Below are 26,950 nucleotides of genomic sequence, written 5' to 3'. Positions count from 1 at the left end.
GCCTGCGCTTTGCAGGCCGGTCTCATTTAAATCTAGCGCGTCTTCGTGTTCAGCTCGCGGTTCGCCGTATAGTCGATGGCGAAGGTGTCCGGCGGGATGGAGACTCCTTCCTTGACGTTGAAGATCATCACCGTCGTGTCCTTGCCCTGCGCGTCGGTGATCGTCCACTGGCGCAGCTCATAGCTCTTCGGATCGAACATCATGGTGATCCGGGCGTTGCCGAACACCGATTTGTCGGAGAGCTGGATTGTGGTGAGGTCGTCCTCTTCCTTGACCGCCTTCACGCGCCCGCCGGAGAGGTCGATCCTGTCGTCGAGCAATAGTTTCAGCGGCGTCTTCGACAGCGGATAGAGGTCTGACGTGTTGAGCTTCTTGTTGAGGATCACCACCGACTTGCCGTCGGAGATCACCCGGAAATTCGACGACCCGTCATAGTTGAAGCGGATCTTGCCGGGACGTTCGAGGAAGAACTTGCCGCCGGTCTGCTCGCCCTTCGGGCCGAACTGCACGAACTCGCCGCTCATCGATTTGACCGAGGAGAAGTGGTCGGCGATCTTTTGCGCCGCCGGCGGAATCGCGGCCTGCGCCTGGGCCAAGAGCTGGAAGCCCGGCATGACATTGATTGCGGCCGCGCCCGCGAGCGCAAGCCCGAGGCCGAGCACCTGCCGGCGGGTCGGAGCGAAATCTGTCTGGGTCTTCATGCCGGTCACTTCCTGTGATTCGTTCTTGGTCGCAGTCTCTGGACCCCCAGTTGGGCCTAAGTTTGGCGGGTCACACGGGCGCTTGGTCGCATGAACGCGCCGGAAGGTTCAAAGTTGCCGTCCGCCGACATGGCCTAAAACTTATCTTCGTCCGTCGGCACCAGGATCTCGCGCTTGCCGGCGTGGTTGGCCGGGCCGACGATGCCTTCCTTCTCCATCTTCTCGATGATCGAGGCGGCGCGGTTGTAGCCGATGCCGAGCCGGCGCTGGATATAGCTGGTCGAGGCCTTGCCGTCGCGCAGCACCACCGCCACCGCCTGGTCGTAGGGATCGTCGGAATCCTCGAAATTGCCGCCGCCGCCGGAGCCTTTGCTCGGCGAACCGTCCTCGTCGTCTTCATCGTCGTCCTCGGTGATGGCGTCGAGATATTCGGGCACGCCCTGCAGCTTGAGATGCCCGACGATCCGCTCGACCTCGTCATCCGAAACGAACGGGCCGTGGACGCGCTGGATGCGGCCGCCGCCGGCCATGTAGAGCATGTCGCCCATGCCGAGCAGCTGCTCGGCGCCCTGCTCGCCGAGGATCGTGCGGCTGTCGATCTTCGACGTCACCTGGAAGGAGATGCGCGTCGGGAAGTTGGCCTTGATGGTGCCGGTGATGACGTCGACCGACGGGCGCTGCGTGGCCATGATGACATGGATGCCGGCGGCGCGCGCCATCTGCGCCAGGCGCTGCACCGCGCCTTCGATGTCCTTGCCGGCGACCATCATCAGGTCGGCCATCTCGTCGATGATGACGACGATATAGGGCATCGGCTCGAGATCGAGATCCTCCGTCTCGTAGATCGCCTCGCCGGTCTGCCGGTCGAAGCCGGTCTGCACCGTGCGCGAGATCTTCTCGCCCTTCTTCTCGGCCTGTTGGACGCGCGCGTTGAAACCGTCGATGTTGCGCACGCCGACCTTGGACATCTTGCGGTAGCGATCCTCCATCTCGCGCACGGTCCACTTCAGCGCCACCACCGCCTTCTTCGGATCGGTGACGACGGGCGTCAGCAGATGCGGGATGCCGTCATAGACCGAGAGCTCGAGCATCTTCGGATCGATCATGATCAGCCGGCATTCCTGCGGCGTCAGCCGGTAGAGCAGCGACAGGATCATGGTGTTGATGGCGACCGACTTGCCCGAGCCGGTGGTGCCGGCGACCAGCACGTGCGGCATCTTGGCGATGTCGACAATGACCGCCTCGCCGTTGATGGTCTTGCCGAGCGCCAGCGCGAGCTTGGCCTTCGTCGTCTCGAAGTCGCGGCTTGCCATGATTTCCCGCAGATAGACCGTCTCGCGCTTGGCGTTCGGCAATTCGATGCCGATGGCGTTACGGCCGGGCACGACGGCGACGCGGCAGGCGATCGCGCTCATCGAGCGGGCGATGTCGTCGGAAAGGCCGATGACGCGCGAGGACTTGATGCCGGGCGCGGGCTCCAGCTCATAGAGCGTTACGACCGGGCCGGGGCGGACATGGATGATCTCGCCCTTGACGCCGAAATCCTCGAGCACGCCTTCAAGCAGCCTTGCGTTCTGCTCCAGCGCATCCTTCGACAGGCTCGGATCCTTCGCCACGTTCTTCGGCTCGGACAAGAAATGCAGCGACGGCATCTCGAACGCGCCGGAGCCGATCAGCGAGGTCTGCGCTTCGCGCTGGACGCGCGCGCCCTGCACCGGGCGCGGCGCCGGGGCTTCGACGCGGGTCGCCGCGTCCGAGCGGAAGTTGCGCACATTGGCGCGGCGCTGCACCGGCTGCTCGTCATCGAATTCGTCGAGATCGGCGTCTTCCTCGTCGTCGAAGACATCGTCGTCGACCGGGTCGACCGAAGCGCTGCGGTCGTTGACCATGGCGGCGAAGAATTCCGGCTCGACGCGGGCGCGGCCGCCGGGGCTCATCCTGGCCTCCGCATATTCGGCCGATTCGACCCGCTCGGCGGCGCGCCGCCAGGCGCTTGCCCGCGGCTCCATCGGTGGCTCGAACTCGTCGCGCTCCTGCCTGCGGCGGGCGGCGCGGCGGTGCATCCATGCGCGGAACGACAGCCACCAGTGGGTGATGGCGCCGAGCGCCAGGATGCCTTCGTCGCCTTCGTCCTCATCCTCGTCGAAGAGCAGATCGTCCTGTTCGCGCGGATCGGGCGCGGCGGCGCGCTCCATGACGGCAAAGCCGTTCCTGCGCGCAATCAGCGCCGAGCCATAGGCGAACAGCCACAGCGCCGGCGCGGCGAGAACCACCGCGATGATGCTGGCGAAAAGGCCCTTCGGATAGCCGCCGACGGCGATGCCGGGGATTTTCAGCACCATGTCGCCGAACACACCGCCGAGACCCGTCGGCAGCGGCCAGGTGTTGGGCGGCGTGACGCATCCGGCCATCGCCGCGGCGGTGAGCGCATAGCCGAACCAGGCCAGCCCGCGTTTCGGCAGCCTGTCGACACCACGCGCGGAGAAGAGAAGAAAGCCCCAGACCACCGCCGGCACCAGGCCCGCGACGGCGGCCAGGCCGAAGAACTGCATGGCGAGGTCGGAAAACACCGCGCCTGCATAGCCCATGGCGTTGGTGACGATGTTGTTGGTGGCGTGCGAGAAGCTCGGATCGGCCACGTTCCAGGTGGCGAGGCTGGCGACGCCGAAAGCGGTGAACACGAACAGGCCGGCGCCGACCAGCCGTCCGACCTGCCGCCGCGCGAACGCCTGGATGCCGTGCCCCGTATCGGTCAGCGCGAGCGGTGCTGAAGCGCCTGAACGCATGCCTCTTCCCCGTTAGTCGTTGCCTGGCCGGGCGCTTGGCGCACTCCGGCAGATTCGGACGACAGACTATCGGCGGGAAGGTTAAGGCCGCATTAACCATGGCCCTTTACCGGCATGCCCTCGGAAAGCAAATGGCGGGCCGGTGGAGCCCGCCATCTCTCATCGGCGACGGTGAAACGATCAGGCCCGTCCGGACCCGATCTGCCGCAAATCACATGTGACCGGCGTACATCATCAGGTTGGCGCAGAATTCGGCGTGGGGCTTGCTCATCGCCGCGTCCTGGCACTCCTTCATCATCATGTCCTGCTTGTCCTTGGCTGTCGCGGCCCAGGCGGCCTTGAAATCGGCCTCGGGCTTCATGGTCTTCATGCCGGCATCGGTGAAGAACGGCGCCATGTTGTCCGGCTCGTCGAGCGCGCCAGCAAGTGCAACCCCGCTGACCATCGACAGAGCCATTGCTCCCAGGAAGATATTCTTGAAGTTCATGGGTTGGTTCCTTCCCTTTTGTTTGGCGAGCGCCACGGCAGCGGTCGCTATCCAAGTACGAAACCGCGACAGCCAGCGTTTCATGCAGGCGCAATCAAGTGAATGTGATCGAAAGTCCGCCTGACGATCCGCCAAACAAAAAGGAGGCCCGGAAGGTCTTTCCGGGCCTCAAGGCGTGAGCCTCTTTCGAGAACATCACGACGGGATCTTGGGAGGAGATCCAGAAAGCCGCAGCGCGGCTTTCGTTGGTGTCTTCGTTGATATCCGGGCCGGCGGGAGGAGGATCCGCCGGCCCTTTGGCAAAGCCCGCCTTACGGCACCACTTCGCCGTGCTGGGTGACGTCGAGGCCCTCGACCTCTTCCTGGCTGCTCGGACGCAGGCCGACCAGCGCTTTGACGATGAAGAGGATGACGAAGGTGGCGATCGCCGTCCACAGGATGGTGAAGACGATGCCGTAGATCTGCGTGCCGACCGAAGCGCCCTTGCCGAGCGCATTGATCGCCGGATCGGCGAGCGCGCCGGTGAGCAGGGCGCCGACCACACCGCCAACGCCGTGGACGCCGAAGGCATCGAGCGAGTCGTCATAGCCCATGGCATGCTTGAGCTTGACCGCCGAGAGGTAGCAGACGACGCCGGCGATGATGCCGACGATGAAGGCGCCGGTCGGGTTGACGAAGCCGGAAGCCGGCGTCACCGCGACGAGGCCGGCGACGGCGCCCGAGATGATGCCGAGCACCGAAGGCTTCTTGGCGACGATCCATTCGGCGAACATCCAGGCCAGCGCCGCCGCGGCGGTGGCGACCTGCGTGTTCATCATCGCCGCGCCGGCAAGGCCGTCGGCCGCAAGCTCCGAGCCGGCGTTGAAGCCGAACCAGCCGACCCACAGCAGCGAGGCGCCGATCACCGAATAGACGAGGTTGTGCGGCGCCATGTTGGTGGTGCCGTAGCCCTCGCGCTTGCCGAGGACGAGCGCGCAGACCAGGCCCGCGACACCGGCGTTGATATGGACGACCGTGCCGCCGGCGAAGTCGAGAACGCCGGCCGAACCGAGGAAGCCGCCGCCCCAGACCCAGTGCGCGATCGGGGCGTAGACGAAGACCAGCCACAAGCCCATGAAGATGAGCAGCGCCGAGAACTTCATGCGCTCGGCGAACGCGCCGGCGATCAGCGCCGGCGTGATGATGGCGAAGGTCAGCTGGAACATCGAGAAGACGAATTCAGGGATGTTCGCCACGCCCGGCAGCCACAGCGTCGAGGTGGTGATGCCCTGATGGAAGAATTTCGAGAAGCCGCCGAGATAGGCGTTCATGCCGCCGCCGTCGGAGAAGGCCAGCGAATAGCCGAACATGAACCACAGCACCGTCACCAGGCAGGTGATGGCGAAGCTCTGCATGATGGTGGCGAGCACGTTCTTCTTGCGCACCATGCCGCCGTAGAACAGCGCCAGGCCAGGAATGGTCATCATCAGCACCAGCGCCGTCGAGGTCAGCATCCAGGCGGTGTTGCCGGTGTCGAGCACCGGGGTCGGCGCGGCGGGTGCGGCGGGCGCGGCCGGGGCGGCCTCCTGGGCGAAAGCGGCGGCCGTGCTAAGCGCTACGAGGGCGAGCGCAGCGGCGGCGCGTCCCGTCGTCTTCAAGGTGGAAGGAATATTCATTGAACTCTCCGTTGGAATAGCTGGTCGCCGCTTTACAGCGCGTCGGTGTCTGTTTCGCCGGTGCGGATGCGCACCGCCTGGTCGATGCCGAAGACGAAGATCTTGCCGTCGCCGATCTGACCGGTCTTGGCGGCCGCGGTGATGGCTTCGACGGCCTTGTCGACCATGTCGGCGCCGACGGCGACTTCGATCTTGATCTTGGGCAGGAAGCTCACCGCATATTCCGCGCCGCGGTAGATTTCCGTATGTCCCTTCTGACGCCCGTAGCCTTTGACTTCGGTGACGGTCAGGCCCTGGATGCCGACGGCGGTGAGCGCTTCGCGCACCTCGTCGAGCTTGAACGGCTTGATGATTGCCATCACGATTTTCATAAGGTTTCACCCTTTGCTGTTGCGGTCCCCCGCGTTTGCACACCTTCGCCGATCCCATGAGAGCCGGAGAGTGCCGGACAGGATTCAAGCTCCGTGCCAATTGCCGAAGCAGGTCGTTAACCTGTTGTAAACAAAGGGAATGGGCGGCCCTTGCACAGAAATCGTGCGCAGCGGCGTCAGGGCAACTGATTAAGAAATAGGCAAAATTTCGAAAATGCCCGCTTTATAGGCTTTAAGCCGGAAGCCGGCTCAGCGTCTCAGCCGGATGAGGCCTTCCTGGGCGACCGAGGCGATCAGCGTTCCGTCGCGCGCGAACAGCGAGCCGCGGGTGAAACCGCGCGAGCCTTGCGTGGAGGGGCTGTCCTGGGTGTAGAGGATCCAGTCGTCCAGCGAATGGCTGCGGTGGAACCACATGGCGTGGTCGAGGCTGGCCGCCTGGATGTCGCGGTCGAAGATGGCGCGGCCATGCGCGAAGGTCGAGGTGTCGAGCAGCGTCATGTCGGAGAGATAGGCAAGCACCGCCGCCTGCGTCGCGCGGTCTTCCGGCACCGGGCCGGTGGTGCGGATCCAGATGTTCTGCTCAGGCTCCAGCTTCTCGCGGCTGGTATAGTGCTTCAGCATCACCGGCTTCATCTCGATCGGCCGGTCGCGCTCCCAGTAGCGCTTTATGCCTTCCGGCACCGCCTCGCCGAACTTGCCGAGCAGCTCGCGCTGCGACAAAAGCGTGTCGGGCGCCGGCACGTCGCGCGGCATCGGCAGCTGATGCTCCAGCCCCACCTCGTCCTGCTGGAAGGAAGCTTCCAGCGAGAAGATCGCCTGCCCATGTTGGATCGCCACCACCCGGCGCGTGGTGAAGGAACCGCCGTCGCGGATGCGGTCGACCTCGTAGACGATCGGCACCTTGGTGTCGCCGGGCCGCATGAAATAGCCATGCAGCGAGTGCACATGGCGCTCCGGCTCGACGGTGCGCTGGGCCGCGACAAGCGCCTGGGCGATGGTCTGGCCGCCGAACACGCGCTGCCAGTCGAGCTTCGGGCTGCGACCACGATACAGATTGTGTTCGAGCTGCTCGAGGTCGAGAATGTCGAGAAGCTCGTCCATGGCTGCCGTCATGTTCCACGTCCTTGAAAAGATGTGCCATGGCGGGTTTCGGACAGGACAGGCAAGCAGTCAAGCTGCTACGGCGGCAGCCGGGACCGGAAGCCGCGAAAGGAAAGTGCCATGGTCGACCGCAAGGCGGATGGGGCAGGCGAGGCGTCGCTGGATGTATTGGTGGCCGGTGCCGGCTATGTCGGCCTTGCCGCCGCGGTATCGCTGAAGCAGGCGCGCCCGAGCCTGGGCGTCGCGATCGTCGACGCCGCGCCCGCCGGCGTCTGGGAAAAGGACGGCCGCGCCTCGGCGATCGCCGCTGCGGCGTGCCGCATGCTGGAGCTGCTCGGCGTCTGGGACGAGATCGCGCCCGAGGCGCAGGCGATCACCGAGATGATCATCACCGACTCTCGCGCCGCCGATCCGGTGCGCCCGGTGTTCCTGACCTTCGACGGCGAGGTAGCGCCCGGCGAACCGTTCGCGCATATGGTCGCAAACCGGGATCTGAACGGGGCGCTGCGCCGCCGCGCCGAAAAGCTCGGCATCGACATCATCGAAGGCGTGGCCGTCAGCGCCTTCGACCCGGGCGGCGCCGGCATCACCGTGCATCTGGCGGATGGCGCGACGCTCAAGGCGCGGCTGCTGATTGCCGCCGACGGCGTCCATTCGAAGCTGCGCGACATGGCCGGCATCAAGACGGTGAAATGGGAATACGGCCAGTCCGGCATCGTCTGCACGATAGCCCACGAGCGCCCGCATAACGGCCGCGCCGAGGAGCATTTTCTGCCGGCCGGCCCCTTCGCCACCTTGCCGCTGAAGCCCGGCAAGGACGGCACCAACCGCTCCTCGATCGTCTGGGTCGAGCGATCGGAAGATGCCCGGAAACTGGTCGACGGCGACGAGTTCGTCTTCGAGCATGAGCTGGAACAGCGCTTCGGGCTCAAGCTCGGCGAAATCCATGTCGCCGACAAACCGCGCGCCTGGCCGCTCGGCCTCACGCTTGCCCGTGCCTTCGTCGCGCCCCGCATCGCGCTTGCCGGCGACGCCGCGCACGGCATCCATCCGATCGCCGGGCAGGGCCTTAATCTCGGGTTCAAGGATGTCGCCGCGCTGGCCGAAGTGGTGGTCGAGGCCGACCGCCTCGGCCAGGACATCGGCGCCCTCGACGTGCTCGAGCGCTACCAGCAGTGGCGGCGCTTCGACACGCTGCAGATGGGCGTCACCACCGACGTGCTGAACCGGCTCTTCTCCAACGACATCGGCCCGCTGCGCGCGGTACGCGACATCGGCCTCGGCCTCGTCGAGCGCATGCCCAAGCTCAAGGATTTCTTCATCCGCCAGGCCTCGGGCCTGTCCGGCGACACCCCGCGGCTATTGAAGGGCGAGGCGATCTAGCACCTCGCAATTGGCCGAGGCCTACACGACGTCGTCATCCACGGGCGGAGCGGGAGCGAAGCGGACGCGAAGACCCGAGGATCCATTCCGTGACCTTAGCCAAGGAATGCAGCGGAACAGAACTCTGCACCGTTGCAACGCTTGAACGTCACGGAATGGATTCTATGGTCTGCGCCGCGTCGCTTCGCTCCTTCCTCCGCCATAGAATGACGACGCGAGAGGCGTTTCGACCAATCACCAAGGCAGGCGGTCCGGTCGCCGCTGCTTCAGCTTAGTTGACCTCGAAGCCGAGCTTCTGCCGCAGCCTCAGCATGCGCTGGTCCGGTATCTTCAGGCTCTGTTCGCCGCCCTGCGCGACGCGGTTCAGCATCCCGAGCAGATCGTCCCGCTCGTGCGGGTCGAGGCGTTCGCGCAGGAACGGCGCCAGCTTGTCGATGACGATCGTGGTGTCGTCGATCTGCGCGGCGGCCCATTTGGCGTAGACCACCGCCTCGTCGGTCTTCTTCTGGCTGCTCGCGATCTGCGAAATCACCTCGCGGATGACGGCTTCGCGCTGCGGCAGGACCGGGCCCTGTTCCGAAACGATCGCGGTGATCAGCGTCGCGGCCGCGACGACCGGGTCATCGATCGCCGTCAGCGGCGACAGCGCCGCCTGCTTGCGCAGCTTCTTGCGGCGGATATTTCCCTGAACCCGGCCGACGACGTCGGCGACTTCGCGCGCGGCGTCGCTCATATATTTCAGCCGGTACCACCAGATGGCGGCCGCTCCGAGCAGGCCAAGGATCGCAATCAGGAAAGGCATGCCGAATTCCCCCGAAATCGCGGCGACGATAAGAGAAGTGCGGCCCTGCTTCAACACGCAACGGTTGCGTCTATGAAGAAACTCTGAAGATGTTTCCCGCGAGAGACAGCTTCAATGCGGCGCGCCCAGCCTGACCGGCGGTTATGAACCCGGTATGTCGTAGATCGCCCTGACCTCGACGGTGCCCAGTTCGGCCAGCGGTATTCCGTCGGCGATCGCCAGCGCCTCGTCGAGATCCGCCGCCTCGACCATGACGAAGCCGAGCAATTGCTCCTTGGTTTCGGCGAACGGGCCGTCGGTCACCAGCCGCTTGCCCTTGCGCCGCCTGAGCGATTTCGACAGCTTCACCGGCTGCAGCGCCTGCGCGACGATGAGCTTTCCTTGTCTTTCCAGTTCCCTGTCATAAGCGAGCGAATCGGCATCGAGCTTGGCCGATTGCTGCGGGGTGAGCGCGAAGAGGTCTTTTTCCTGGCCATAGACCAGCAGCACATATTTCATTGTCAGTTCCCTTGCTGTGATGAACCATATGAGGCGACGGCGACGCTGTCAGCCTTGCCGCTAAGCGCCGCCGCGTGGTCGAGCAGGAACGCCGCGAGCGCGATGATGGCCACGGCAGCCGCCAGCCGCCCGAAGCCGGATGGCGGCGGATCCAGCCAGAATTCTTCCGGCCGCCGGGTTCTTCGGCCGGGGCGCCTCCAAAGCGCGAAAAACAGATTTTCCATCTGAACCTCCATCGGCCGTAAACTCCATGGCCGCCCGCAGGACGACCGGACCGGATGGAAGTCGACATTTTTGCACGCGCTTTTTTGAGAATTTTTCGCAGGCGCCGCCTGCGTAGGCGCAATCGTGCCATGGCCTTCCGGCGCGTCCGCGCTATAGTCCAGGGGAACGCCGGTCTCCGCCGGCGCAAACCCCGAAAGCCAGGAGGACTTCATGGACCGCACCGCAAACGCCGTCTGGAAAGGCAATCTGAAAGAGGGCAAAGGCGCGCTGGACACCCAGAGCGGCGCCTTGAAGGGCACGCCCTATTCCTTCAAGGCGCGTTTCGAGGACGAGAGCGGCAAGTCCGGCACCAATCCGGAGGAGCTGATCGCCGCCGCCCATGCCGGCTGCTACGCCATGCAGTTTTCGCACTTCCTCGCCGAGAACGGCACGCCTGCCGACGAGCTCGACGCCAAGGCGGTGGTGACGCTGGTGCCCGGCACCGGCATCACCGGCAGCGCTCTCACCGTGGTCGGCAAGGTGCCGGGCATCGACGCGGCGAAGTTCAAGGAGTTGGCCGAGAAGGCCAAGGCCGAGTGCCCAGTGTCAAAGGCGCTCGGGGCTATAAAGGTGTCGCTGGACGCAAGGTTGGGGTGAACGGCGTTCTCATCTGAGCGGCAGTGATCCTTCGCCCCCCTCTCTGCCCTGCCGGGCATCTCCCCCTCAAGGGGGGAGATTGGCAGCTCGATTGCTGGCGCTCCTCTTTCAACGTCGGCGGTTGGCGAAAGCCGGCGTGACATCTGATCTCCCCCCTTGAGGGGGAGATGTCCGGCAGGACAGAGAGGGGGGCCTCGCGCCAACGCTTCGGGTAAGGTTAACCGCCCAGCGCCTCGATCTTCGCGCGCAACGCCGCGACCTCCTCCTCCAGCGCCTTCACACGCGCTTCGAGATCGGAATCGGATGCCGACACCGCCGGCTGCCAGGGCGCCGCCGCCACCGCCGCTTCCACCGGCCCGCTCAGCAGATGCACATAGCGCTCCTCGCGCTGGCCGGGCGCGCGTTCGAGCAGTTGGATGAGCGGCGGCCGGCGGCCGATCATCAGGTCGAGATTGTCGCGAAGCTCCTCGATCGAGGCGAAGCGCGCCATCCGCTCCGAACGCGCGAGCAGTTCATGCGCGGTCTGCGCGCCTCGCAGGAGCAAAAGCCCGATCACCGCGATCTGCGGCGTGGTGAGCGAAAAACGCTGCGCCATCAGATGCTCGTAGCGCTCGACGCGCGAGGCGAAGGCCTGGCGCACCAGGCCCTTCTGCTCAAGCTGGCTCAGCGCCCGCCGAACCTCGGTCAGCTCTAGCGCCATCACCGGCTCGCGCGCCGTCTTCTGGTTGGCGGCCTGATGCGCGCCGTTGAGCGTCAGCGGATAGACGTCCGGCGTCAGTTCCTTCTTCTCGATCAGGCAGCCGAGCACACGCGCTTCGGCGGGGGAGAGGATGGCAAGGTCTTCGCTCATTGCCGTGCAATCCTTTCTGACGCTGGCGGGACAGCGCCCCCCTCTGTCCTGCCGGACATCTCCCCCACTTGGGGGGAGATCAGCAGCTTCGCCGACCGCGCTTCATCCTTCAACCTTGGAGATAGGCGAAAGCCCTCATGACAGCCAATCTCCCCACCCGTGGGGGAGATGTCCGGCAGGACAGAGGGGGGCGCGAAGGATCGCCGCGTTGGAGTTGTCGTGGGTTATCCCGCCAAGGCTAAACCCGCCGCTCCACCATCATCTTCTTGATCTCCGCGATCGCCTTGGCCGGGTTCAGACCCTTGGGGCAGGTCTGCGCGCAATTCATGATGGTGTGGCAGCGATAGAGCCGGAACGGGTCTTCGAGATTGTCGAGCCGCTCGCCGGTCGCCTCGTCGCGGCTGTCGATCAGCCAGCGATAGGCCTGCAATAGCGTCGCCGGGCCGAGATAGCGCTCGCCGTTCCACCAGTAGCTCGGGCAGGAGGTGGAGCAGCAGGCGCACAGGATGCATTCGTAGAGCCCGTCGAGCTTCGCACGGTCCTCATGGCTCTGTAGCCACTCGGTGGCGGGCGTTGGCGACACCGTCTTCAGCCATGGCTCGATCGAGGCGTGCTGGGCGTAGAAATTGGTGAGGTCTGGCACCAGGTCCTTGATCACAGCCATGTGCGGCAGCGGATAGACCTTCACCGCGCCCGAAATGTCCTCCGCCCCCTTGGTGCAGGCGAGCGTGTTCGAGCCGTCGATGTTCATGGCGCAGGAGCCGCAAATGCCTTCGCGGCACGAGCGGCGCAGCGTCAGCGTCGGGTCGATCTTGTTCTTGATCCACAGCAGCGCGTCGAGCACCATCGGCCCGCAATCGTCCATGTCGACGAAATAGGTGTCCATGCGCGGGTTCTGGCCGTCGTCCGGCGACCAGCGATAGATGCGGTATTCGCGCAGATTGGTGGCGCCTTCCGGCTTCGGCCAGGTCTTGCCCTGCTGGACCTTCGAATTCTTGGGAAGCGTGAGTTCGACCATTACCTGCGGTCCTTTCGGATGACGAGCTTCAGCCCGGACCAGATTTCATTGACGGCGGCGACCTTGACGTCGACGAGGTCCAGCTTGAGTGCCTCGACGCGGATCACATCCTCGGTAACGTCGGTCGCCACCTTCGAGGCCTTCTTCGGCCACGAGACCCAAACCATGCCGTCACGCTTGATCGCCATCTCGATGCCGGCCAGACCATCCTCGATCTCGGCGCGCTGCCGGGTGAAGGCCTGCACGGCGTCGTATTTCCAGCTGCCCGAAATCGCCGACCATTCCGCGAGCCGGTCGACGCCGGCAAAGGAAACGGCCTCGGTCAGTTGATCGAGCTCCGACGGCAGCGCGATGAAGGCGGCGACCATGCCGTCCTTCAGGCCGAGCTTGGCCGGAAGAGGCGTGCCGGAATATCCCGCGGCCACCAATGCCATGGTCAGTACACCCTGGCCTTCGGCGCGATCTTGGCCGGATTGATGCCGCCGTCCTTTTCCGCCAGCAGCGTCTCGGTATGCACCGGCCGGTAGGTGAGCGTCACCTCACCGTCCTCGCTGAGATGAGCCAGTGTATGCTTGCGCCAGTTGGCGTCGTCGCGAGAGGAAAAATCTTCCCGCGCGTGCGCGCCCCGGCTCTCCTTGCGCGCCTCGGCGCCGTAGACCGTGGTGATGGCGTTGGCCATCAGGTTTTCCAGTTCTAGCGTTTCGACCAGGTCCGAATTCCAGATCATCGAGCGGTCGAACACCTTGATGTCCTTGAGCTCGCCCCAGATCTGCGAGACGCGCTTGCAGCCGTTTTCGAGCGATTCCTGCGTCCGGAACACCGCAGCGTCCTCCTGCATCGCCTTCTGCATCTTTTCGCGCAAGCTGGCCGTCGGCGTCGAGCCGTTGGCGTGGCGCAGCCGGTCGAAGCGGTCCATGATCTTCTCGACCGAGACTTCGTTGGGCGAAGGAATCGGCGAATTGCGGTCGATCACCTGGCCGGCGCGGATCGCCGCGGCGCGGCCGAAGACGACCAGGTCGATCAGCGAATTCGAGCCCAGCCGGTTGGCGCCGTGCACCGAAGCGCAGGCCGCCTCGCCCACCGCCATCAGCCCCGGCGACACCCTGTCCGGGCTACTCGACGTCGGGTTGAGCACCTCGCCCCAGTAATTGGTCGGCACGCCGCCCATGTTATAGTGGACCGTCGGCAGCACCGGGATCGGTTCCTTGGTCAGGTCGACGCCGGCGAAGATCTTTGCCGACTCCGAAATGCCTGGCAGCCTTTCATGCAGGACGGCCGGGTCGAGATGGTCGAGATGCAGGAAGATGTGGTCCTTCTTCGGGCCGACGCCGCGGCCCTCGCGGATCTCCATCGTCATGCAGCGTGAGACCACGTCGCGCGAGGCAAGGTCCTTGGCCGACGGCGCATAGCGCTCCATGAAGCGCTCGCCTTCGGAATTGACGAGATAGCCGCCCTCGCCGCGCGCGCCTTCGGTGATCAGGCAGCCGGCGCCGTAGATGCCGGTCGGGTGGAACTGCACGAACTCCATGTCCTGCAGCGCAAGCCCGGCACGTGCGGCCATGCCGCCGCCGTCGCCGGTGCAGGTATGCGCCGAGGTGGCCGAGAAATAGGCGCGGCCATAGCCGCCTGTCGCCAGCACCACCATCTTCGCCGAGAAGCGGTGGATGGTGCCGTCGTCGAGGTTCCAGGCAACGACCCCGGTGCAGGTGCCGTCCGGCTCCATGATCAGGTCGAGCGCGAAATACTCGATGAAGAACTGCGCGTTGTTCTTCAGCGACTGGCCGTAGAGCGTATGCAGCATGGCATGGCCGGTACGGTCGGCGGCGGCGCAGGTGCGCTGCACCGGCGGGCCGTCGCCGAAATTCATCATCATGCCGCCGAACGGCCGCTGGTAGATCTTGCCTTCCTCCGTGCGCGAGAACGGCACGCCGTAATGCTCGAGCTCGTAGACCGCGGCGGGCGCCTCGCGCACCATGTATTCCTGCGCGTCGATGTCGCCCAGCCAGTCCGAACCCTTGACGGTGTCGAAGAGATGCCACTGCCAGTTGTCGGGACCCATGTTGGCGAGCGAAGCGGCGATGCCGCCCTGGGCCGCCACCGTATGCGAGCGGGTCGGGAACACCTTGGTGATGCAGGCGGTGCGCAGCCCCTGCTCGGCCATGCCGAGCGTGGCGCGCAACCCGGCGCCGCCGGCGCCGACGATCACCACATCGAATTTGTGATCGACGAAAGTGTAGGCGGAAGCCGTGCCGGTTGTATTTGCGTTGGCCAAGACGTCAGCCTCCGAATGCGAGTTTGAGCAGGGCGAAGAGCGAGGCGACGCCCACTGCCACTGTGAAGAATGTGTTGAGGGCGATCAGCGCCAGCCTCATGCCTTCGCTATGCACATAGTCCTCGATGATCACCTGCATGCCGAGCCGCATGTGGTAGAGGCCGGAAATGAGCACCAGTGACAGCACCAGCGCCACGAACGGATTGGCGAGCGAAGCCCGCACGTCGGCATAGCCGTGGCCGTTGACCGCGATCAGGAAGCCTACGAAGAACAGGATGAGCGGGATGTTGGCGATCGCCGTCAGCCGCTGGCGCCAGAAATGGCCGGTGCCTTCGCGGGCCGAGCCGAGGCCGCGTACCTTGCCCAGCGGCGTGCGCATGTCCGAATTCTTTGCGGTCATCAGAGTGCTCCCCGCGCCATGTAGCCGGCGATCCAGATCAGCAGCGTCAGCACGATCGAGCCGGCGAGCGTCGCCCAGGCGATCTTCGAGGCGGTGTGTTTCTCAAGCCCCACGCCGGTATCCCAGACAAGATGGCGCAGCCCGCCCAGCATGTGGTGCATCAGCGCCCAGGTGTAGCCGAACAGGACCAGCCGGCCGAGCCAGGAGCCGAAGGCCCAGTTGACGAGATCGAAGGCGGCCTGCGAGGTCGAAGCCGCGATCAGCCATGCCGCCACCAGCAGCGTGCCGAAATAGAGCGCGCCGCCGGTGACGCGATGGATGATCGACATCGTCATCGTGATCGGCGGCCGGTAGATCGTCAGATGCGGCGAAAGCGGCCGCTCATGTCTGGCAACTGCGCGGGTGGCTGGTGATTTGCTCATGGCTCCCCCAGTTCGGCGTTCCGGAGCCGCGACAGGCGCGGCGTTTGCCGCCTCCGTATATGGCTTCGGATAGGCGGTTTCTAATGCGCTTTTTGCACCGCGTCAAAGCCGGAAAATCGTTTTGGAAACGTCATTTAGTCTGACAAAAAGGGGGAAATCCGCTTCAATCGATTAGCGGGCGATGCGAAGCCGGCGCAACGTCGCTGCAGTGCGGTATGGCAACGAGGATCGCTACCTTCTGCAGGTCTGCGGCGTCGACCCTCTCTTCATCACCAGCGCCTCGCGTCCGTCGATCACGATTGCGTCATGCGTCGCCGCTTCCTGGTAGCGGCTGCTCTGGTTGGCCGGCGACGCCGCAAACTCCTCGGCCGCGCCGTCCGGTCCAATGACACGCAGCGACCGGCCAAGATTCTGGATGGTGATCATGCCGCCATTGCCGCATCTGTAGGTGGCCGTTCCGACACCGGATCGCGGCGCGGTCAGGTCGGTGATGATCTTGGTTGCGGGTGCCGGGGCGGTTCCGGGCGTTTTGGGCGCTGCGGATATCGGGGGTGCTGCGGATATCGGGGGCGCCGCTGGCGCGGCGGGCGGCTGAACCGGTGCGGGCGTAGCCGCGGACGATGCAGCATTCACCGCCTTCGGCGCGCCATCCTGCGGCACGCAGGCAGCGGCTGCGAGAAGCAGCGGGATGGCGATCGACACCCGAACCGTGCGGCCAAAGCTCATATGCGGCAGCCCCTTTCGTGCGCGGCACGCTAGCCACGCGGCGCGCCAAGATCAAGTTCACCCTGAGTCAGCCGGGTTGGGCTGGACGATGCGATCCAGGCCGCCGAAATTAACCATGTTGATTAAGATCCGCCAGCGGAGGCCGTCCGCCTCTTAACAAAGGTTAAGAAAGAGTTAATTTCTGATTCGACGTTGTGCAGCGCGATCCGACAAGGTCGCAGCGCGCTTAAAGGGAGAGCGACATGCGTTCGAATTCAGTGCGGGCAAGCATCGCGGCCGTCACGCTGGCGGCACTCGCCACCGCGATTGCCGCGCCGGCCGAGGCGGGTTTGCGCCATCATGACCGCGTCTATGCCGATTCCTTCGGCAATCTTGTCATCGACAGCGCCGCCGGCTACAAGCGCATCATCGTCGGCGAGGGCAGGCACGCCAAGGAGCTCTCCAACTTTACCGGCGCCGGCCAGCCCGATGTCGTATATGACTCCGACGATGCTGGCGCGCCGGGTTGCTATCAGCCGCCGGTCTTCGTGAAGGGCCGCTCCTACATGTACGGGCTTTCCGACGGCGAGATGCCCAATCTCAGCCCCTGCCGCTGAGCGCCTTTCCCCGCAAAGTCGCCAGCCCGACGCGCACGCAGTCGCGGCCGGCATTCTTGGCCGCGTAGAGTGCCTCGTCGGCGCGCCGAAACAGATCTGAGAAACCCTCGTCCGCGGCAAGCTCGGCGACGCCGAAGCTCGCGCTGCAGCGATGACCGGCGGGCAGTCCCTCGATCGGCAGCGCGCCGAAGGCGTTGCGCGCCCCCTCCGCGAACAGCCGCGCGGCGGCAAGGTTGGTGCCGGGCAGGATGATGGCGAACTCCTCGCCGCCGATGCGGCCGGCGACATGATGCTCCGCCGCCGCCTCGCGCAGGAGACCCGCGAAGGTTTCGATGACGCGGTCGCCGCTGGCATGGCCGTAGCTGTCGTTGATGTTCTTGAAGTGGTCGAGATCGGCGATGACCAGCGCCACCGGAATGCCCTGGCGCACCGCATCCCTGATTGCGAGCTCGGCATGACGTTCGAAGCCACCGCGGTTGAGCAGCCGCGACAGCGTGTCGGTCTCCGATTTCGACATCGCCTCGGCGAGCACGTCGCGCACCAGTATGGCGAGCGCGAGCAGCGCCACAGCCAGACCGAACACGGTGCCGAGCGATTGCGACACCAGCGCATAGCCCGTCTGCACATAGGATTGCGGATTGGCGCCCCAGCCGCCCAGCGCGCCGGCGATGAAAGGCTTTGATGCGAACTGCGCCGCGCTTGCCGCGAGCACGGCCATCAAGAGGTGATCGAGCCGGCCAAGCCTTTGCCTGGAGGACAGCACGATGCCGAGAGCGGTGAACTGCATGGCGGCATAGGGAAGCTGATAGGCCATCATGCGGGTGAGCGAGTGGCGGGGCAGGTCCTGCACCAGATAGACGGCGGCCGAGGCGACAGCCAGGAAGAACAGCATCGGCGCCCAGGGCGGGCGCACGCCGTATTTGTGGGCAAGCCCGCCGTTGAAGGCAATGGTTGCGCCGAGGAAGACGGCAAAGGCCACGACAACCGGCAGCCGGGCATCGGCAAAGGCGGGAATGCTGAACTCGATGGCGAAATAGGCCATGCCGAGTCCATAGCCGAGAGCGAGCCAGCGCGCCGACACGCGCCCGACATCATGGATGGCGATGGTCATGAAGGCCGCCGCCAGCAGCCCGGCGACGAACAGATTGATCACCAGGATGAAATCAGCGCTGCCCATGTTCCTTGAGTCCCCGGCACAGAAAACCACCGACGGGCGAAAAACATGTTAACGCGGGCTATGGTGGCTGCATATCTTCGAGATTTGGCGAAGCGTCCTTGGCGGTCGCGATAGCTCGGGGGTCATCTCGAACGGCGTGGCGTCTCCGATGACCCAGGCCCGTCCGTCTCAGCCGACGCTGGCCGCTTCGGGCACGAAGGCGGTTTCGGGGCGCTCGTACGAAAGGCGGACGCTGTCGCGGCCGTTCCTCTTGGCCTTGTAGAGCGCCTCGTCGGCGCGCCGCATCAGCGGCGCCAGCCCTTCATTGCCGGTGCGGGCGGCGACGCCGAAGCTCGCGGTCACCCTGGTGCCGGGCGGCAGGCCGTCGACGGCCCCGGCCGAATAGAAGCTGCGGATCGCTTCGGCGAACAGGCGCGCCGCGGCGAGATCGCTGAGCGGCAGAAGCACGGCGAACTCCTCGCCGCCGATGCGGCCGGCGGCGCCGCGGGCGCCCGTGGCAAAGCGCAGCTTGGCGGAGAAATCGGCAATCACCCGGTCGCCCGCCTCATGTCCGTGCCGGTCGTTGAGCGCCTTGAAGTGATCGAGGTCGGCAAGCACCAGCGCCACGGGAAACCCCGCTCTGGCGCATTGATCGAGCAGAGCTGCCGCCCGTTCCTCGAAGCCGCGGCGGTTGAGCAGGCCGGACAGCGGATCGGTATGGGTCTCGGCCTTCAGCGCCTTCAGCACGTCGAGCGCCGCCGCCGTGAACAGGCAGAGCGCGATGAGCAGCGACAAAAGCGCATGCGAAAGCAGCGCCGTCGTCCAGTAGGACGAGCCGTAGAAGCCATCATAGCTCGGGAACGGTCCATGCGCGATGACGACGATCAGTGTGCGGGCGGTGAAGTTCAGCCCGGAAAGCAGCGCCAGAATGAACAGGATTTTTTCGGTCGGCCCGTTGTTGCGCACCGTCCTGAGCTCGGCGGCGACGAGCAGGCTGAGACCGCCGAAGCCGAAATTCATGGCCAGCACGCGCCAGGTGAGATCCGGCTGCATGAACATGAACCACGCGAAGGCGGCGAGCCCGCTGCCGGTCATGATGCCGATGCCGATATAGGGCACGCGCCGGCCGTAGCGCGCGACGATCGCACCGGAAAGGCAGCAGGCGGCGATCGTGAAGCATATGTTGGAGATCAGCTTGGTCGCCACGATGCCGACCGGAAGCGTGAAATATTGCAGCAGGAAGCCCGGCGCCGACAGGCAGTAGCTTGCCGCCAGCACCGCCAGATATGGACGATGGCGCTGATGAAACCACAGCACGAGGAACGCGGCGCCAAGCGCCAGCGCTATCGTCGGATTGAGCAGCGCTATGAGCAGACCGGTGTCCAACGGACCGTGACTTTCCCCACTTGACCCAGGGGGAATGCTAGTCCGGAAGCGCAAACAAGCAGTTAAGCGGAAGCTGACGCAGGCGCAATCTTGCTCCGGTCAGCCATGAAAAACCCCGAGCCGCGGCGCGGCTCGGGGTTCCGGTGACGGATTGCGGCGCGGGCCTGGCTCAAGCCGCGCCTGCTTGCAAACGCGCCTATTTCCAGTCGCGGATGTCGACGAAATGGCCGGCGATCGCGGCGGCCGCCGCCATGGCCGGCGACACCAGATGGGTGCGGCCCTTGAAGCCCTGCCGACCCTCGAAATTGCGATTCGAGGTCGAGGCGCAGCGTTCATGCGGCTTCAGCCGGTCGTCGTTCATGGCAAGGCACATCGAGCAGCCGGGCTCGCGCCAGTCGAAGCCGGCGGCGACGAAGATCTTGTCGAGGCCTTCGGCCTCGGCCTGCTCCTTCACCAGGCCGGAGCCCGGCACGATCATGGCGTTGACGCGCGGGTTTACCTTCTTGCCCTCGACCACCTTGGCCGCGGCGCGCAGGTCCTCGATGCGGCCATTGGTGCAGGAGCCGATGAAGACGCGGTCGAGCGCGATGTCGGTGATCTTGGTTCCCGGCGTCAGCCCCATATAGTCGAGCGCGCGCAGCTTCGATGAGCGCTTGTTCTCATCGGCAATACCGGCCGGATCGGGCACGAAACCCTGCACCGAGACGACGTCCTCCGGCGACGAGCCCCAGGAGACGATCGGCGGCAGTTTCTGCGCGTCGAGCACGACCACCTTGTCGAAATGCGCGCCTTCGTCGGAATGCATCGTCTTCCAGTAGGCGAGCGCGGCGTCCCAGGCGGCGCCCTTCGGCGCGCGCGGCTTGTCTTTGACATAGGCGAAGGTCGTCTCGTCCGGCGCGATCAGGCCGGCCCTGGCCCCGCCTTCGATCGACATGTTGCAGACCGTCATGCGGCCTTCCATCGACAGCGAGCGGATCGCCTCGCCGGCATATTCGATGACGTAGCCGGTGCCGCCGGCGGTGCCGATCTCGCCGATGATGGCGAGGATGATGTCCTTGGCGGTGACGCCTTCCGGAAGCTGGCCGTCGACGCGCACCAGCATGTTCTTGGCCTTGCGCTGGATCAGCGTTTGCGTCGCCAGCACATGCTCGACCTCCGAGGTGCCGATGCCGTGCGCCAGCGCGCCGAACGCGCCATGCGTCGAGGTGTGGCTGTCGCCGCAAACGATGGTCATGCCGGGCAGCGTGAAGCCCTGCTCGGGCCCGATGATGTGGACGATGCCCTGGCGGACGTCGTTCTCTGAGTAATATTCGATGCCGAAATCCTTGGCGTTCCTGGCCAGCGCCTCGACCTGGATGCGGCTTTCCTCGTTCTTGATGCCGAACTTGCGCTCCGGCGAGGTCGGCACGTTGTGGTCGACCACGGCGAGCGTCTTTTCGGGATGGCGAACCTTGCGGTTGCTCATGCGCAGGCCTTCGAAGGCCTGCGGGCTGGTGACTTCGTGGACCAGGTGGCGGTCGACATAGAGCAGGCAGGTGCCGTCGTCCTGGCGGTCGACGACATGGTCGTCGAAGATCTTGTCGTAGAGGGTGCGCGGTGCGCTCATGTGCGTAAATCCGTCGATGCGAGAATGGGAAAGGCTGGCGCCGGGTTTCGAACCGGCGAATCGACCTGGATCGGTCGGCCTCAGCTAAGTCGGCTGGTGAGCGCGCCGCAGACGCGCGCGGCAAATCGCGACGGCAGGCGCTTCCTGTCCTGCAGCACGAAGCCCTTGTAGGCCGGATCGCCGAAAAGCTCTTCCATGGCGGCGTAGATAGCAATGTTTTGGCTTTTCGGCAATTGGCGCGACGCCCCCTTCTCCCCTTGTGGGCCTGTTGCGCAGTTAGCGCGGACAGACCCGCGAGGCGGTTTGGCCGTGAGGTCTCGCTCATTTTTGGCTTTTGGGGTGGAGTTTGATGGTGGCGGGCGGCCTTAGGCTGGAGGCTAGGCGCACCTATCCTGTGATTGCCGCCCATCGGCGCATGTTGAAAGCGATCGCGGCAAGTGTCACCTGGGCTGCGGCCTTGGCCAGTCCGACATAGCGGATTGTGGTCAGTTTCATGCGGTTCTTAAGCGTGGCGAAGGTCGTCTCCACCGCCGCCCGCCGTCGTGCGATCAGGCGATTGTAGCGCTTGAGCCGCTCGGGCAGCGAATGGTGCTTATTGGGGCGGCGGGCAATGCGCGGCTTCCTGCCCTCGGCCTTGAGCCGAGCACGCCGGGCATGCGTGTCATAGGCGGCATCCGCCCACACCGTCTTCTCGTCGCCTCGGATCAAGTGATCGGCCATTACCGTGTCGTTGACGTTGGCCGGCGTGGTGATCACCGTGCGGATCAGACCAGAGCCCTCGTCGACCCCAACATGGGCCTTGTAGCCGAAGGTAAAGCCGCCCTTGCCCCGCCGCACGGGACGGGCATCGGCATCCTTCGAGGGCCGCTCGGCTGTCGGCGGCGCCGAGACCGCATCGATCAGCGTCGCATCCAGCATCGTGCCGCGCTTCAGGATTACGCCGACCTTCTCCAACTGCCGGTCCAGTTCGCCAAACAGCCTTTCCATCAGCCCTTCGCCGACAAGCAGGTTGCGGAAGCGCGACAGCACTGAGTGATCGGGAATGCTCTCCTCAAGGCCAAGCCCGACAAAGCGCCGGAACGACAGCCGGTCGCCCAGCGCTTCCTCGAGTTCGCGATCCGATAGCCCATAGAGCGATTGCAGCAGCAGTGCTTTGAACAGAACCAGCGGAGGCCAAGCCGCACGTCCCGGGCCGCCATCGCGTAGCGGGTTGAGCAGCTTCTCGAAGCGATACCACTTCACCAGACCGGACAGCCGATCGAGCGGCGAGGATCCACCAGCAAGCTTCTGGCCCAGAAATGCTTCCGCCAGGCTCAACTGACCCGTCCGCTTCACCGCCATCGCGATTCCCTCCGAGTTCCAACTCAGAGAATCACAACCAGCCAATTACGCAACAGGCCCACAAGGGGAGAAGGGGAGTCTCGCTCACAACACCTCGAAGACAAACGTCTTCACCAGCGCTTCCGGATCGCCGATCGCGTAGCAGCGGAACCACGGGCTTTCCTCCACTGCCCGCCATTTCCCAGCTTGCGTAAGTTCGTTGAACACTGCCTGGAAGCCGCCGCTTTCAAAAACCTGGTCGCGGACGGTGAAGATGGCGTGGCCGCCGCTCCTCGTGATGCGCACCAGCTCGTGCAGGCCGGAGGCCGGCGCGTGGCCGATGGTGAAGACGCCGGTCGAGAGGATGGCGCGGAAATGGCCGTCCGGCCACGGCAGCGGGCCGCCGAGCATGGCCTTCTTCAGCTCGCTGTAGGCCGGCTTGCCATTCGCCCGGCGGCTGCCCGCGATCTTAAGCATGGCGTCGGAGAGGTCGAGGCCGGCGATGTCGCCATAGCCCAGCGCCTTGAGCGACGGTCCCGAAAGCCCCGTGCCGCAGCCGGCGTCGAGCAGCGGGCCTTCACCCGCAGGCACATGCCGCGCCATCCAGGCGGTGATGAGGAACGGCAGGAGATAGCCGAGCGAGGCGGTCTCGCTGTCATAGGTCGCGGCCCATTCGGCATAGGCCTTGGCCAGCGCTTCCGGCGTCTCGGCCGTGTAGACGGAATCCAGCGCGGCATTGGCCTTGTCGAAATTCATAGGTCGGCTCCTCCGCGCCGGATGAATGTCGCCTCGAAAGTAGCGCGGTCCGTGCCCGGCGGCTATTCCCCGTGCTGCCGGCGCAGCCGCTGTTCCAGCGCCCTCAACGCCAGCGACAGGCCGACGGTCAGGATCAGATAGATATAGGCGACGATCGAATAGGTCTCGAAGAAGCGGAAGGAGCCGGCGGCATAGATCTTGCCGATCTGGGTGATGTCGGCGACGCCCAGCACCGAGACGAGCGAGGAATCCTTGACCATGGCGACGAAGTCGTTGCCGAGCGGCGGCAGGATGGTGCGGATCGCCTGCGGGAAGACGATCAGCCGGAAGCGCTGCACGCGCGTCAGGCCCAGCGCTTTGGCGGCTTCGATCTGGCCCTTCTCGACCGACTGGATGCCGGCCCGGAAGACTTCCGAGATGAAGGCGGAATAGCCGATGGTGAGCGCCATGATGGCGCGCCACAGCAGCGAGACGTCGCGCACCAGAAGCTCGCCCATGAAGCCGGCGCTTTGCAGCGGCGCCGTCAGCGCGTTCCAGGCCGCGACGAAGGCAGGCGCGCCGGCGAAGGCGATCCAGAACAAAAGCACCAGGATCGGCACGCCGCGGATGATCTCGACATAGAAGCGGGCGATCTGGCGCAGCCATTGCGACCCCGACAGCGCCATCAGCGCGATGCCGAGCCCGAACGCCGAGGCCAGTGCGAAGGCGACGACGGTGACGAAGACGGTGATGCCGATGCCCTTGGCGACCGTGGCGAAGACCTCGGCATAGAGGTCGCTGGCGGCGATCGCCAGCGCCGCCGCCAATGCCATCGCCAGCGCCGTGGCCAGCCACCAGGGAAATTCGGATTTGGGAGTGGAGTTGGACGGTGCCACCATTAGGCAATGCAAACAATATGGTTGTGGAGGCCGCGTTCCGACACAGCCCCCTGGCGCAATGTCAGCGCGATTTCCTGCAAACCCGCTGCACGTAACAAGACGAGCTCACTGCCCCATCTTGTAGTCGAGGAACCACTTCTTGTTCAGCGCATCGAGCGTGCCGTCGGCCTTGAGCGCGGCGATCGCGGCGTTGACCGGATTCACCAGGTCGGAGCCCTTCGGGAAGATGAAGCCGAAATCCTCGGTGCCGAGCGGGCCGCCGATCAGCTTGAGCTTGCCTTCGGAGGCATCGACATAGCCCTTGCCGGCAGTGCCGTCGGTGAGCACCACGTCGACGTCGCCCGCCTTCAGCGCCTGCACGGTCGCGCCGAAGGTCTCAAACAGCTTTATGCGCGGGTTCTGCTCGTTGCCGTCGAGCACGCTGTAGACGGCGGTGTAGAAGGGTGTCGTGCCGGGCTGCGCCCCGATCAGCCCGTCCTTGAAGGCGCCGAAGGTCTTGGCATCGGTGAAGCGGCTTTCGTCGCCGCGCACCAGCATGAACTGCTCCGAGCGCATATAGGGGTCGGAGAAGTCGACCTTCGCCTTGCGGTCGTCCTTGATCGTGATGCCGGTCATGCCGATGTTGTACTGGTTGTCGGAAACCGCCTGGATCATCGCGTCCCAGGAAGTGTTCTGGTATTCGACCTTGAAGTTCAGCCGCTTGGCGATTTCGTCCATCGCGTCATATTCCCAGCCGATCTGCTTGCCGGTCTTCTTGTCGATGAACTGCAGCGGCGGGTAGGCGTTTTCCGTCACCACCACGACCTTTTTGCCGCCGAGATCGGGCAGCGTGTCGGCTAGCGCAGCGGCAGGCGCGAGAAGGCAGGCCAGCATGGCGGCCAGCAACAGTTTCGACTTGGTCATGACAAACTCCCAGAACCTGAAATGCCCCGCTATGCGGGGCACGCATGAAAACCCGGCGCCGACTTTAGCTTTCCGCAGGCGCCTTGCAAGCCGATCCGCTGCATGGACAAGCGCCAAGGCGGATTCCCATGCTCTGGTCGGCACGGTTTTCCGAACGCAGCCGGGGGAGCGATTATTCCGAAGGGTCCGCAACCGCCTCGCGCAAACCGGCGACCAGTCGGGTGAGCGTGCCGTGCAGGGCTTTGAGCTCGGCGCGTTCCAACGGCATGCTGCAGGCAAGCGCCGCCTGCACGTCCTTCATGTTCGCGCGCAGCGCCTGGCCTTTTGCCGTCGGCTCGACCAGAACCCGACGCTCGTCCGCGCTGTCGCGCCGACGCGTGACCAGGCCGCCCGCTTCCATCCGCTTGATCAGCGGCGTCAGCGTCGCCGAATCCAAACCCAGCGCCTCGCCGAGCTCGCCGACGGTCATGGGCGAGCGCTGCCACAGCGCCAGCATCGCCAGATATTGCGGATAGGTGAGGCCGAGCGGGTCGAGCAGCGGCCGGTAAAGCCTGGTCATCAGCCCGCTCGCCGAATAGAGCGCGAAGCAGAGCTGCTGATCGAGACGCGGAACGGCAATCGTCCCGGCGCTATCGGCCGGGACGTCGCCTGCTCGAATTTCGGTTTCAGTCGTCATGCCGCCTTTGCCGCAAGCGCCACCGTGGAAAGCGCCACGTCGATATTGCCCCGGATGGCGTTGGAATAGGGGCAGATCGTGTGCGCCTCGGATACAAGCGCTTCCGCGCCCGCCTGATCAAGGCCTTTGATCTCGGCCGCAAGCGCCACGTCCAGCCTGAAGCCGCCCTGGTCGTTGGGATGGAGGCTGACGGTGGCGGTAACCGCGGCATCCTCGAGCGGCAGCTTCTGCTTGCGCGCCACGAAGCGGATTGCGCTTTCGAAGCAGGCGCCATAGCCGGCGGCGAAAAGCTGCTCGGGATTGGTCGCGCCACCCTGCCCGCCGAGCTCTTTCGGCATTGCCAGATCGAGCTTGAGCAGGCCGTCGCTGGTCTCGGCATGGCCCGCGCGGCCGCCAACGACGCGAGCCTGGGTGGTGTAGAGTGCTGACATCTTCGTCTCCGTTTGTTTGTGCACGATTATTTAGTGTACAAGGTAACTGCGAGTCAACCCACCGATGTCGTCATCCACGGACGGGGCAAGGAGCGTAGCGACGCGGCGCAGACCCTGGAATCCATGCCGTGGCCTCCGAGCGCTGCTGCGGTGCAGACCTATTCAAAGGTTCGACGGAGTTCCATTCTCTACCGCCGCATCCCTCGCGAAGGTAACGGCATGGATTCTAGGGTCTCCGCTTCGCTTCGCCCTAGAATGACGAAAAGCGAAGGGCTTCGACTAGATTCCGAACCCTTGCAAAACAAAAAAGGCGGCCGAAGCCGCCTTTCTCAAACAATCTGCAGAAGCGCCTTACTCGGCCGAAGCAGCCTCGGCGGCCTTCTCCTCGGCGGCCTTCTCCTCGGCGGCCTTCTTCTCGGCGGCGTCCTGCGCGGCCTTCTCGGCAGCCAGCGCCTCGGCGGCGGCGACCTTCTCGGCCTCGATGCGGGCGCGCTCGGCGGCCAGGGCATCACGCTCCTCGTCGTTCAGCTTGCGGGCGCGCACGCCGGTGTTTTCCGAAATACGGGCCGACTTGCCGCGACGGTCGCGCAGGTAATAGAGCTTGGCGCGGCGCACCTTGCCGCGGCGCACGATCTCGACGCCCTCGACCATCGGCGAGTAGACCGGGAAAACGCGCTCGACGCCTTCGCCGTAGGAAATCTTGCGGACGGTGAAATTCTCCTGGAAGCCGGAGCCGGAGCGGGCGATGACGACGCCCTCATAGGCCTGGACGCGGGTGCGGCTGCCTTCGGTGACGCGCACCTGGACGCGCACGGTGTCGCCGGGCTGGAATTCGGGCAGCTTGCGCTTAGCTTCGATCTTGGCGGCCTGCTCGGCCTCGAGCTGACGGATGAGATCCATCTCAAAAAT

30 protein-coding genes are annotated in these 26,950 nt (G+C 65.1%); 3 read left to right on the top strand and 27 right to left on the bottom strand.

Translation table 11 applies throughout. From position 1 onward, the window contains the following. Window positions 1-32: 32 nt before the first annotated feature. The 6 genes from EJ067_RS17775 to tesB form a co-directional block, all read right to left on the bottom strand. Entirely contained in the window at window positions 33-701 is a 669-nt protein-coding gene (locus tag EJ067_RS17775; protein ID WP_126086912.1) for an outer membrane lipoprotein carrier protein LolA, read from the bottom strand. Between the two features lie 134 nt (window positions 702-835). Further along, a complete protein-coding gene (locus EJ067_RS17770) occupies window positions 836-3,487 on the bottom strand; it encodes a DNA translocase FtsK (RefSeq protein WP_126086911.1) in 2,652 nt (883 codons plus the stop codon). A gap of 211 nt (window positions 3,488-3,698) precedes the next feature. Continuing rightward, window positions 3,699-3,974, bottom strand: a complete 276-nt coding sequence (locus EJ067_RS17765; protein WP_126089659.1) for a hypothetical protein — start codon at window positions 3,972-3,974, stop codon at window positions 3,699-3,701. A 311-nt stretch (window positions 3,975-4,285) separates the two neighbouring features. Continuing rightward, entirely contained in the window at window positions 4,286-5,629 is a 1,344-nt protein-coding gene (locus EJ067_RS17760) for an ammonium transporter (RefSeq protein ID WP_126086910.1), read from the bottom strand. 32 nt (window positions 5,630-5,661) lie between these two features. Further along, window positions 5,662-6,000, bottom strand: coding sequence for a P-II family nitrogen regulator (locus EJ067_RS17755; protein WP_006327120.1), 339 nt, complete (start codon window positions 5,998-6,000; stop codon window positions 5,662-5,664). 249 nt (window positions 6,001-6,249) lie between these two features. Beyond that, entirely contained in the window at window positions 6,250-7,113 is an 864-nt protein-coding gene (gene tesB, locus EJ067_RS17750; RefSeq protein ID WP_126086909.1) for an acyl-CoA thioesterase II, read from the bottom strand. 108 nt (window positions 7,114-7,221) lie between these two features. Here tesB and EJ067_RS17745 point away from each other — a divergent pair, with 108 nt between their 5' ends. Beyond that, window positions 7,222-8,484 (top strand): ubiquinone biosynthesis hydroxylase, encoded by a 1,263-nt coding sequence (locus tag EJ067_RS17745; protein ID WP_126086908.1) that lies wholly within the window; start codon window positions 7,222-7,224, stop codon window positions 8,482-8,484. Between the two features lie 271 nt (window positions 8,485-8,755). On the opposite strand, the gene EJ067_RS17740 is transcribed toward EJ067_RS17745, so the two are convergent. The 3 genes from EJ067_RS17740 to EJ067_RS35355 form a co-directional block, all read right to left on the bottom strand. Next, window positions 8,756-9,286: a hypothetical protein gene (locus EJ067_RS17740; protein ID WP_126086907.1), complete on the bottom strand. Its 531-nt coding sequence runs from the start codon at window positions 9,284-9,286 to the stop codon at window positions 8,756-8,758. A 141-nt stretch (window positions 9,287-9,427) separates the two neighbouring features. Continuing rightward, a complete protein-coding gene (locus tag EJ067_RS17735) occupies window positions 9,428-9,784 on the bottom strand; it encodes a YciI family protein (protein WP_126086906.1) in 357 nt (118 codons plus the stop codon). A 2-nt stretch (window positions 9,785-9,786) separates the two neighbouring features. Then, window positions 9,787-10,221, bottom strand: a complete 435-nt coding sequence (locus EJ067_RS35355; protein WP_245467982.1) for a hypothetical protein — start codon at window positions 10,219-10,221, stop codon at window positions 9,787-9,789. Between EJ067_RS35355 and EJ067_RS17725 the strand changes: the two genes are divergently transcribed. Then, window positions 10,220-10,645 carry an OsmC family protein gene (locus tag EJ067_RS17725; protein WP_126086905.1) on the top strand — a complete coding sequence of 142 codons (426 nt, stop codon included), beginning with the start codon at window positions 10,220-10,222 and terminating at the stop codon, window positions 10,643-10,645. The two genes, EJ067_RS35355 and EJ067_RS17725, sit on opposite strands and share 2 nt — an antisense overlap. Before the next feature lie 217 nt (window positions 10,646-10,862). Here EJ067_RS17725 and EJ067_RS17715 read toward each other — a convergent pair whose 3' ends face one another. The 7 genes from EJ067_RS17715 to EJ067_RS17680 form a co-directional block, all read right to left on the bottom strand. Then, window positions 10,863-11,495 carry a DUF480 domain-containing protein gene (locus EJ067_RS17715; protein ID WP_126086904.1) on the bottom strand — a complete coding sequence of 211 codons (633 nt, stop codon included), beginning with the start codon at window positions 11,493-11,495 and terminating at the stop codon, window positions 10,863-10,865. 238 nt (window positions 11,496-11,733) lie between these two features. Next, window positions 11,734-12,513, bottom strand: coding sequence for a succinate dehydrogenase iron-sulfur subunit (locus EJ067_RS17705; RefSeq protein ID WP_126086903.1), 780 nt, complete (start codon window positions 12,511-12,513; stop codon window positions 11,734-11,736). After that, entirely contained in the window at window positions 12,513-12,947 is a 435-nt protein-coding gene (locus tag EJ067_RS17700; RefSeq protein WP_126086902.1) for a DUF3052 domain-containing protein, read from the bottom strand. Before EJ067_RS17700 ends, EJ067_RS17705 begins: the two co-directional genes overlap by 1 nt. Before the next feature lie 2 nt (window positions 12,948-12,949). Next, the gene (gene sdhA, locus EJ067_RS17695) at window positions 12,950-14,785 is read right to left on the bottom strand and encodes a succinate dehydrogenase flavoprotein subunit (RefSeq protein WP_126086901.1); all 1,836 of its coding nucleotides are present in this window, start codon (window positions 14,783-14,785) and stop codon (window positions 12,950-12,952) included. Between the two features lie 4 nt (window positions 14,786-14,789). Further along, the gene (gene sdhD, locus EJ067_RS17690; RefSeq protein WP_126086900.1) at window positions 14,790-15,185 is read right to left on the bottom strand and encodes a succinate dehydrogenase, hydrophobic membrane anchor protein; all 396 of its coding nucleotides are present in this window, start codon (window positions 15,183-15,185) and stop codon (window positions 14,790-14,792) included. Further along, complete coding sequence (gene sdhC, locus EJ067_RS17685; protein WP_126086899.1) at window positions 15,185-15,607, bottom strand: succinate dehydrogenase, cytochrome b556 subunit; 423 nt, start codon at window positions 15,605-15,607, stop codon at window positions 15,185-15,187. The genes sdhD and sdhC overlap by 1 nt, the downstream gene beginning before the upstream one ends. 231 nt (window positions 15,608-15,838) lie before the next feature. Next, entirely contained in the window at window positions 15,839-16,333 is a 495-nt protein-coding gene (locus tag EJ067_RS17680; RefSeq protein ID WP_126086898.1) for a hypothetical protein, read from the bottom strand. A gap of 242 nt (window positions 16,334-16,575) precedes the next feature. On the opposite strand from EJ067_RS17680, the gene EJ067_RS17675 reads away from it, so the two are divergent. Beyond that, on the top strand, window positions 16,576-16,929 hold the full coding sequence (locus tag EJ067_RS17675; protein ID WP_126086897.1) for a hypothetical protein: 354 nt from the start codon (window positions 16,576-16,578) through the stop codon (window positions 16,927-16,929). Here EJ067_RS17675 and EJ067_RS17670 read toward each other — a convergent pair. From EJ067_RS17670 to rplS, 11 genes are all read right to left on the bottom strand, one after another. Beyond that, on the bottom strand, window positions 16,913-18,106 hold the full coding sequence (locus EJ067_RS17670) for a GGDEF domain-containing protein (protein WP_126086896.1): 1,194 nt from the start codon (window positions 18,104-18,106) through the stop codon (window positions 16,913-16,915). The two genes, EJ067_RS17675 and EJ067_RS17670, sit on opposite strands and share 17 nt — an antisense overlap. 168 nt (window positions 18,107-18,274) lie before the next feature. Then, window positions 18,275-19,471, bottom strand: a complete 1,197-nt coding sequence (locus EJ067_RS17665) for a GGDEF domain-containing protein (protein WP_126086895.1) — start codon at window positions 19,469-19,471, stop codon at window positions 18,275-18,277. Between the two features lie 196 nt (window positions 19,472-19,667). Continuing rightward, window positions 19,668-21,077 carry a 3-isopropylmalate dehydratase large subunit gene (gene leuC, locus EJ067_RS17660; RefSeq protein ID WP_126086894.1) on the bottom strand — a complete coding sequence of 470 codons (1,410 nt, stop codon included), beginning with the start codon at window positions 21,075-21,077 and terminating at the stop codon, window positions 19,668-19,670. A gap of 80 nt (window positions 21,078-21,157) precedes the next feature. Beyond that, complete coding sequence (locus tag EJ067_RS17655; protein ID WP_168247536.1) at window positions 21,158-21,310, bottom strand: hypothetical protein; 153 nt, start codon at window positions 21,308-21,310, stop codon at window positions 21,158-21,160. A gap of 154 nt (window positions 21,311-21,464) precedes the next feature. Continuing rightward, window positions 21,465-22,418: an IS5 family transposase gene (locus EJ067_RS17650; protein WP_126084495.1), complete on the bottom strand. Its 954-nt coding sequence runs from the start codon at window positions 22,416-22,418 to the stop codon at window positions 21,465-21,467. An 84-nt stretch (window positions 22,419-22,502) separates the two neighbouring features. Beyond that, window positions 22,503-23,153, bottom strand: coding sequence for a class I SAM-dependent methyltransferase (locus EJ067_RS17645; RefSeq protein ID WP_126086893.1), 651 nt, complete (start codon window positions 23,151-23,153; stop codon window positions 22,503-22,505). Between the two features lie 62 nt (window positions 23,154-23,215). Further along, window positions 23,216-24,031 carry an amino acid ABC transporter permease gene (locus EJ067_RS17640; protein WP_126086892.1) on the bottom strand — a complete coding sequence of 272 codons (816 nt, stop codon included), beginning with the start codon at window positions 24,029-24,031 and terminating at the stop codon, window positions 23,216-23,218. Window positions 24,032-24,136: 105 nt separating this feature from the next. Continuing rightward, complete coding sequence (locus EJ067_RS17635) at window positions 24,137-24,934, bottom strand: transporter substrate-binding domain-containing protein (protein WP_126086891.1); 798 nt, start codon at window positions 24,932-24,934, stop codon at window positions 24,137-24,139. A 172-nt stretch (window positions 24,935-25,106) separates the two neighbouring features. Continuing rightward, window positions 25,107-25,610, bottom strand: coding sequence for a MarR family transcriptional regulator (locus tag EJ067_RS17630; RefSeq protein WP_126086890.1), 504 nt, complete (start codon window positions 25,608-25,610; stop codon window positions 25,107-25,109). Further along, entirely contained in the window at window positions 25,607-26,041 is a 435-nt protein-coding gene (locus EJ067_RS17625; RefSeq protein WP_126086889.1) for an organic hydroperoxide resistance protein, read from the bottom strand. Before EJ067_RS17625 ends, EJ067_RS17630 begins: the two co-directional genes overlap by 4 nt. A 351-nt stretch (window positions 26,042-26,392) precedes the next feature. Then, window positions 26,393-26,941: a 50S ribosomal protein L19 gene (rplS, locus tag EJ067_RS17620; RefSeq protein ID WP_126086888.1), complete on the bottom strand. Its 549-nt coding sequence runs from the start codon at window positions 26,939-26,941 to the stop codon at window positions 26,393-26,395. Window positions 26,942-26,950: the final 9 nt, after the last annotated feature.

It is taken from the genome of Mesorhizobium sp. M1D.F.Ca.ET.043.01.1.1 (assembly GCF_003952385.1).
In the GTDB taxonomy this organism is placed as follows: Bacteria; Pseudomonadota; Alphaproteobacteria; order Rhizobiales; family Rhizobiaceae; genus Mesorhizobium.
Note: the sequence above shows the minus strand (reverse complement) of the source record. Positions and strands in the feature narration are given on the sequence as shown.

Excerpts from the sequence above, each read along its gene's own strand:
- EJ067_RS17675 (WP_126086897.1), top strand. The coding sequence starts at position 16,576 with ATGCGTTCGAATTCAGTGCGGGCAAGCATCGCGGCCGTCACGCTGGCG.
- EJ067_RS17715 (WP_126086904.1), bottom strand. The coding sequence starts at position 11,495 with ATGAGCGAAGACCTTGCCATCCTCTCCCCCGCCGAAGCGCGTGTGCTC.
- sdhD (WP_126086900.1), bottom strand. The coding sequence starts at position 15,185 with ATGACCGCAAAGAATTCGGACATGCGCACGCCGCTGGGCAAGGTACGC.
- EJ067_RS17755 (WP_006327120.1), bottom strand. The coding sequence starts at position 6,000 with ATGAAAATCGTGATGGCAATCATCAAGCCGTTCAAGCTCGACGAGGTG.
- EJ067_RS17635 (WP_126086891.1), bottom strand. The coding sequence starts at position 24,934 with ATGACCAAGTCGAAACTGTTGCTGGCCGCCATGCTGGCCTGCCTTCTC.
- EJ067_RS17765 (WP_126089659.1), bottom strand. The coding sequence starts at position 3,974 with ATGAACTTCAAGAATATCTTCCTGGGAGCAATGGCTCTGTCGATGGTC.
- EJ067_RS17770 (WP_126086911.1), bottom strand. The coding sequence starts at position 3,487 with ATGCGTTCAGGCGCTTCAGCACCGCTCGCGCTGACCGATACGGGGCAC.
- tesB (WP_126086909.1), bottom strand. The coding sequence starts at position 7,113 with ATGACGGCAGCCATGGACGAGCTTCTCGACATTCTCGACCTCGAGCAG.
- EJ067_RS17740 (WP_126086907.1), bottom strand. The coding sequence starts at position 9,286 with ATGCCTTTCCTGATTGCGATCCTTGGCCTGCTCGGAGCGGCCGCCATC.
- EJ067_RS17625 (WP_126086889.1), bottom strand. The coding sequence starts at position 26,041 with ATGTCAGCACTCTACACCACCCAGGCTCGCGTCGTTGGCGGCCGCGCG.
- EJ067_RS17645 (WP_126086893.1), bottom strand. The coding sequence starts at position 23,153 with ATGAATTTCGACAAGGCCAATGCCGCGCTGGATTCCGTCTACACGGCC.
- EJ067_RS17680 (WP_126086898.1), bottom strand. The coding sequence starts at position 16,333 with ATGAGCTTTGGCCGCACGGTTCGGGTGTCGATCGCCATCCCGCTGCTT.
- EJ067_RS17700 (WP_126086902.1), bottom strand. The coding sequence starts at position 12,947 with ATGGCATTGGTGGCCGCGGGATATTCCGGCACGCCTCTTCCGGCCAAG.
- EJ067_RS17760 (WP_126086910.1), bottom strand. The coding sequence starts at position 5,629 with ATGAATATTCCTTCCACCTTGAAGACGACGGGACGCGCCGCCGCTGCG.
- EJ067_RS17630 (WP_126086890.1), bottom strand. The coding sequence starts at position 25,610 with ATGACGACTGAAACCGAAATTCGAGCAGGCGACGTCCCGGCCGATAGC.
- EJ067_RS17735 (WP_126086906.1), bottom strand. The coding sequence starts at position 9,784 with ATGAAATATGTGCTGCTGGTCTATGGCCAGGAAAAAGACCTCTTCGCG.
- EJ067_RS17650 (WP_126084495.1), bottom strand. The coding sequence starts at position 22,418 with ATGGCGGTGAAGCGGACGGGTCAGTTGAGCCTGGCGGAAGCATTTCTG.
- sdhC (WP_126086899.1), bottom strand. The coding sequence starts at position 15,607 with ATGAGCAAATCACCAGCCACCCGCGCAGTTGCCAGACATGAGCGGCCG.
- rplS (WP_126086888.1), bottom strand. The coding sequence starts at position 26,941 with ATGGATCTCATCCGTCAGCTCGAGGCCGAGCAGGCCGCCAAGATCGAA.
- EJ067_RS17705 (WP_126086903.1), bottom strand. The coding sequence starts at position 12,513 with ATGGTCGAACTCACGCTTCCCAAGAATTCGAAGGTCCAGCAGGGCAAG.
- EJ067_RS17775 (WP_126086912.1), bottom strand. The coding sequence starts at position 701 with ATGAAGACCCAGACAGATTTCGCTCCGACCCGCCGGCAGGTGCTCGGC.
- EJ067_RS17725 (WP_126086905.1), top strand. The coding sequence starts at position 10,220 with ATGGACCGCACCGCAAACGCCGTCTGGAAAGGCAATCTGAAAGAGGGC.
- EJ067_RS35355 (WP_245467982.1), bottom strand. The coding sequence starts at position 10,221 with ATGAAGTCCTCCTGGCTTTCGGGGTTTGCGCCGGCGGAGACCGGCGTT.
- EJ067_RS17745 (WP_126086908.1), top strand. The coding sequence starts at position 7,222 with ATGGTCGACCGCAAGGCGGATGGGGCAGGCGAGGCGTCGCTGGATGTA.
- leuC (WP_126086894.1), bottom strand. The coding sequence starts at position 21,077 with ATGAGCGCACCGCGCACCCTCTACGACAAGATCTTCGACGACCATGTC.
- EJ067_RS17670 (WP_126086896.1), bottom strand. The coding sequence starts at position 18,106 with ATGGGCAGCGCTGATTTCATCCTGGTGATCAATCTGTTCGTCGCCGGG.
- EJ067_RS17640 (WP_126086892.1), bottom strand. The coding sequence starts at position 24,031 with ATGGTGGCACCGTCCAACTCCACTCCCAAATCCGAATTTCCCTGGTGG.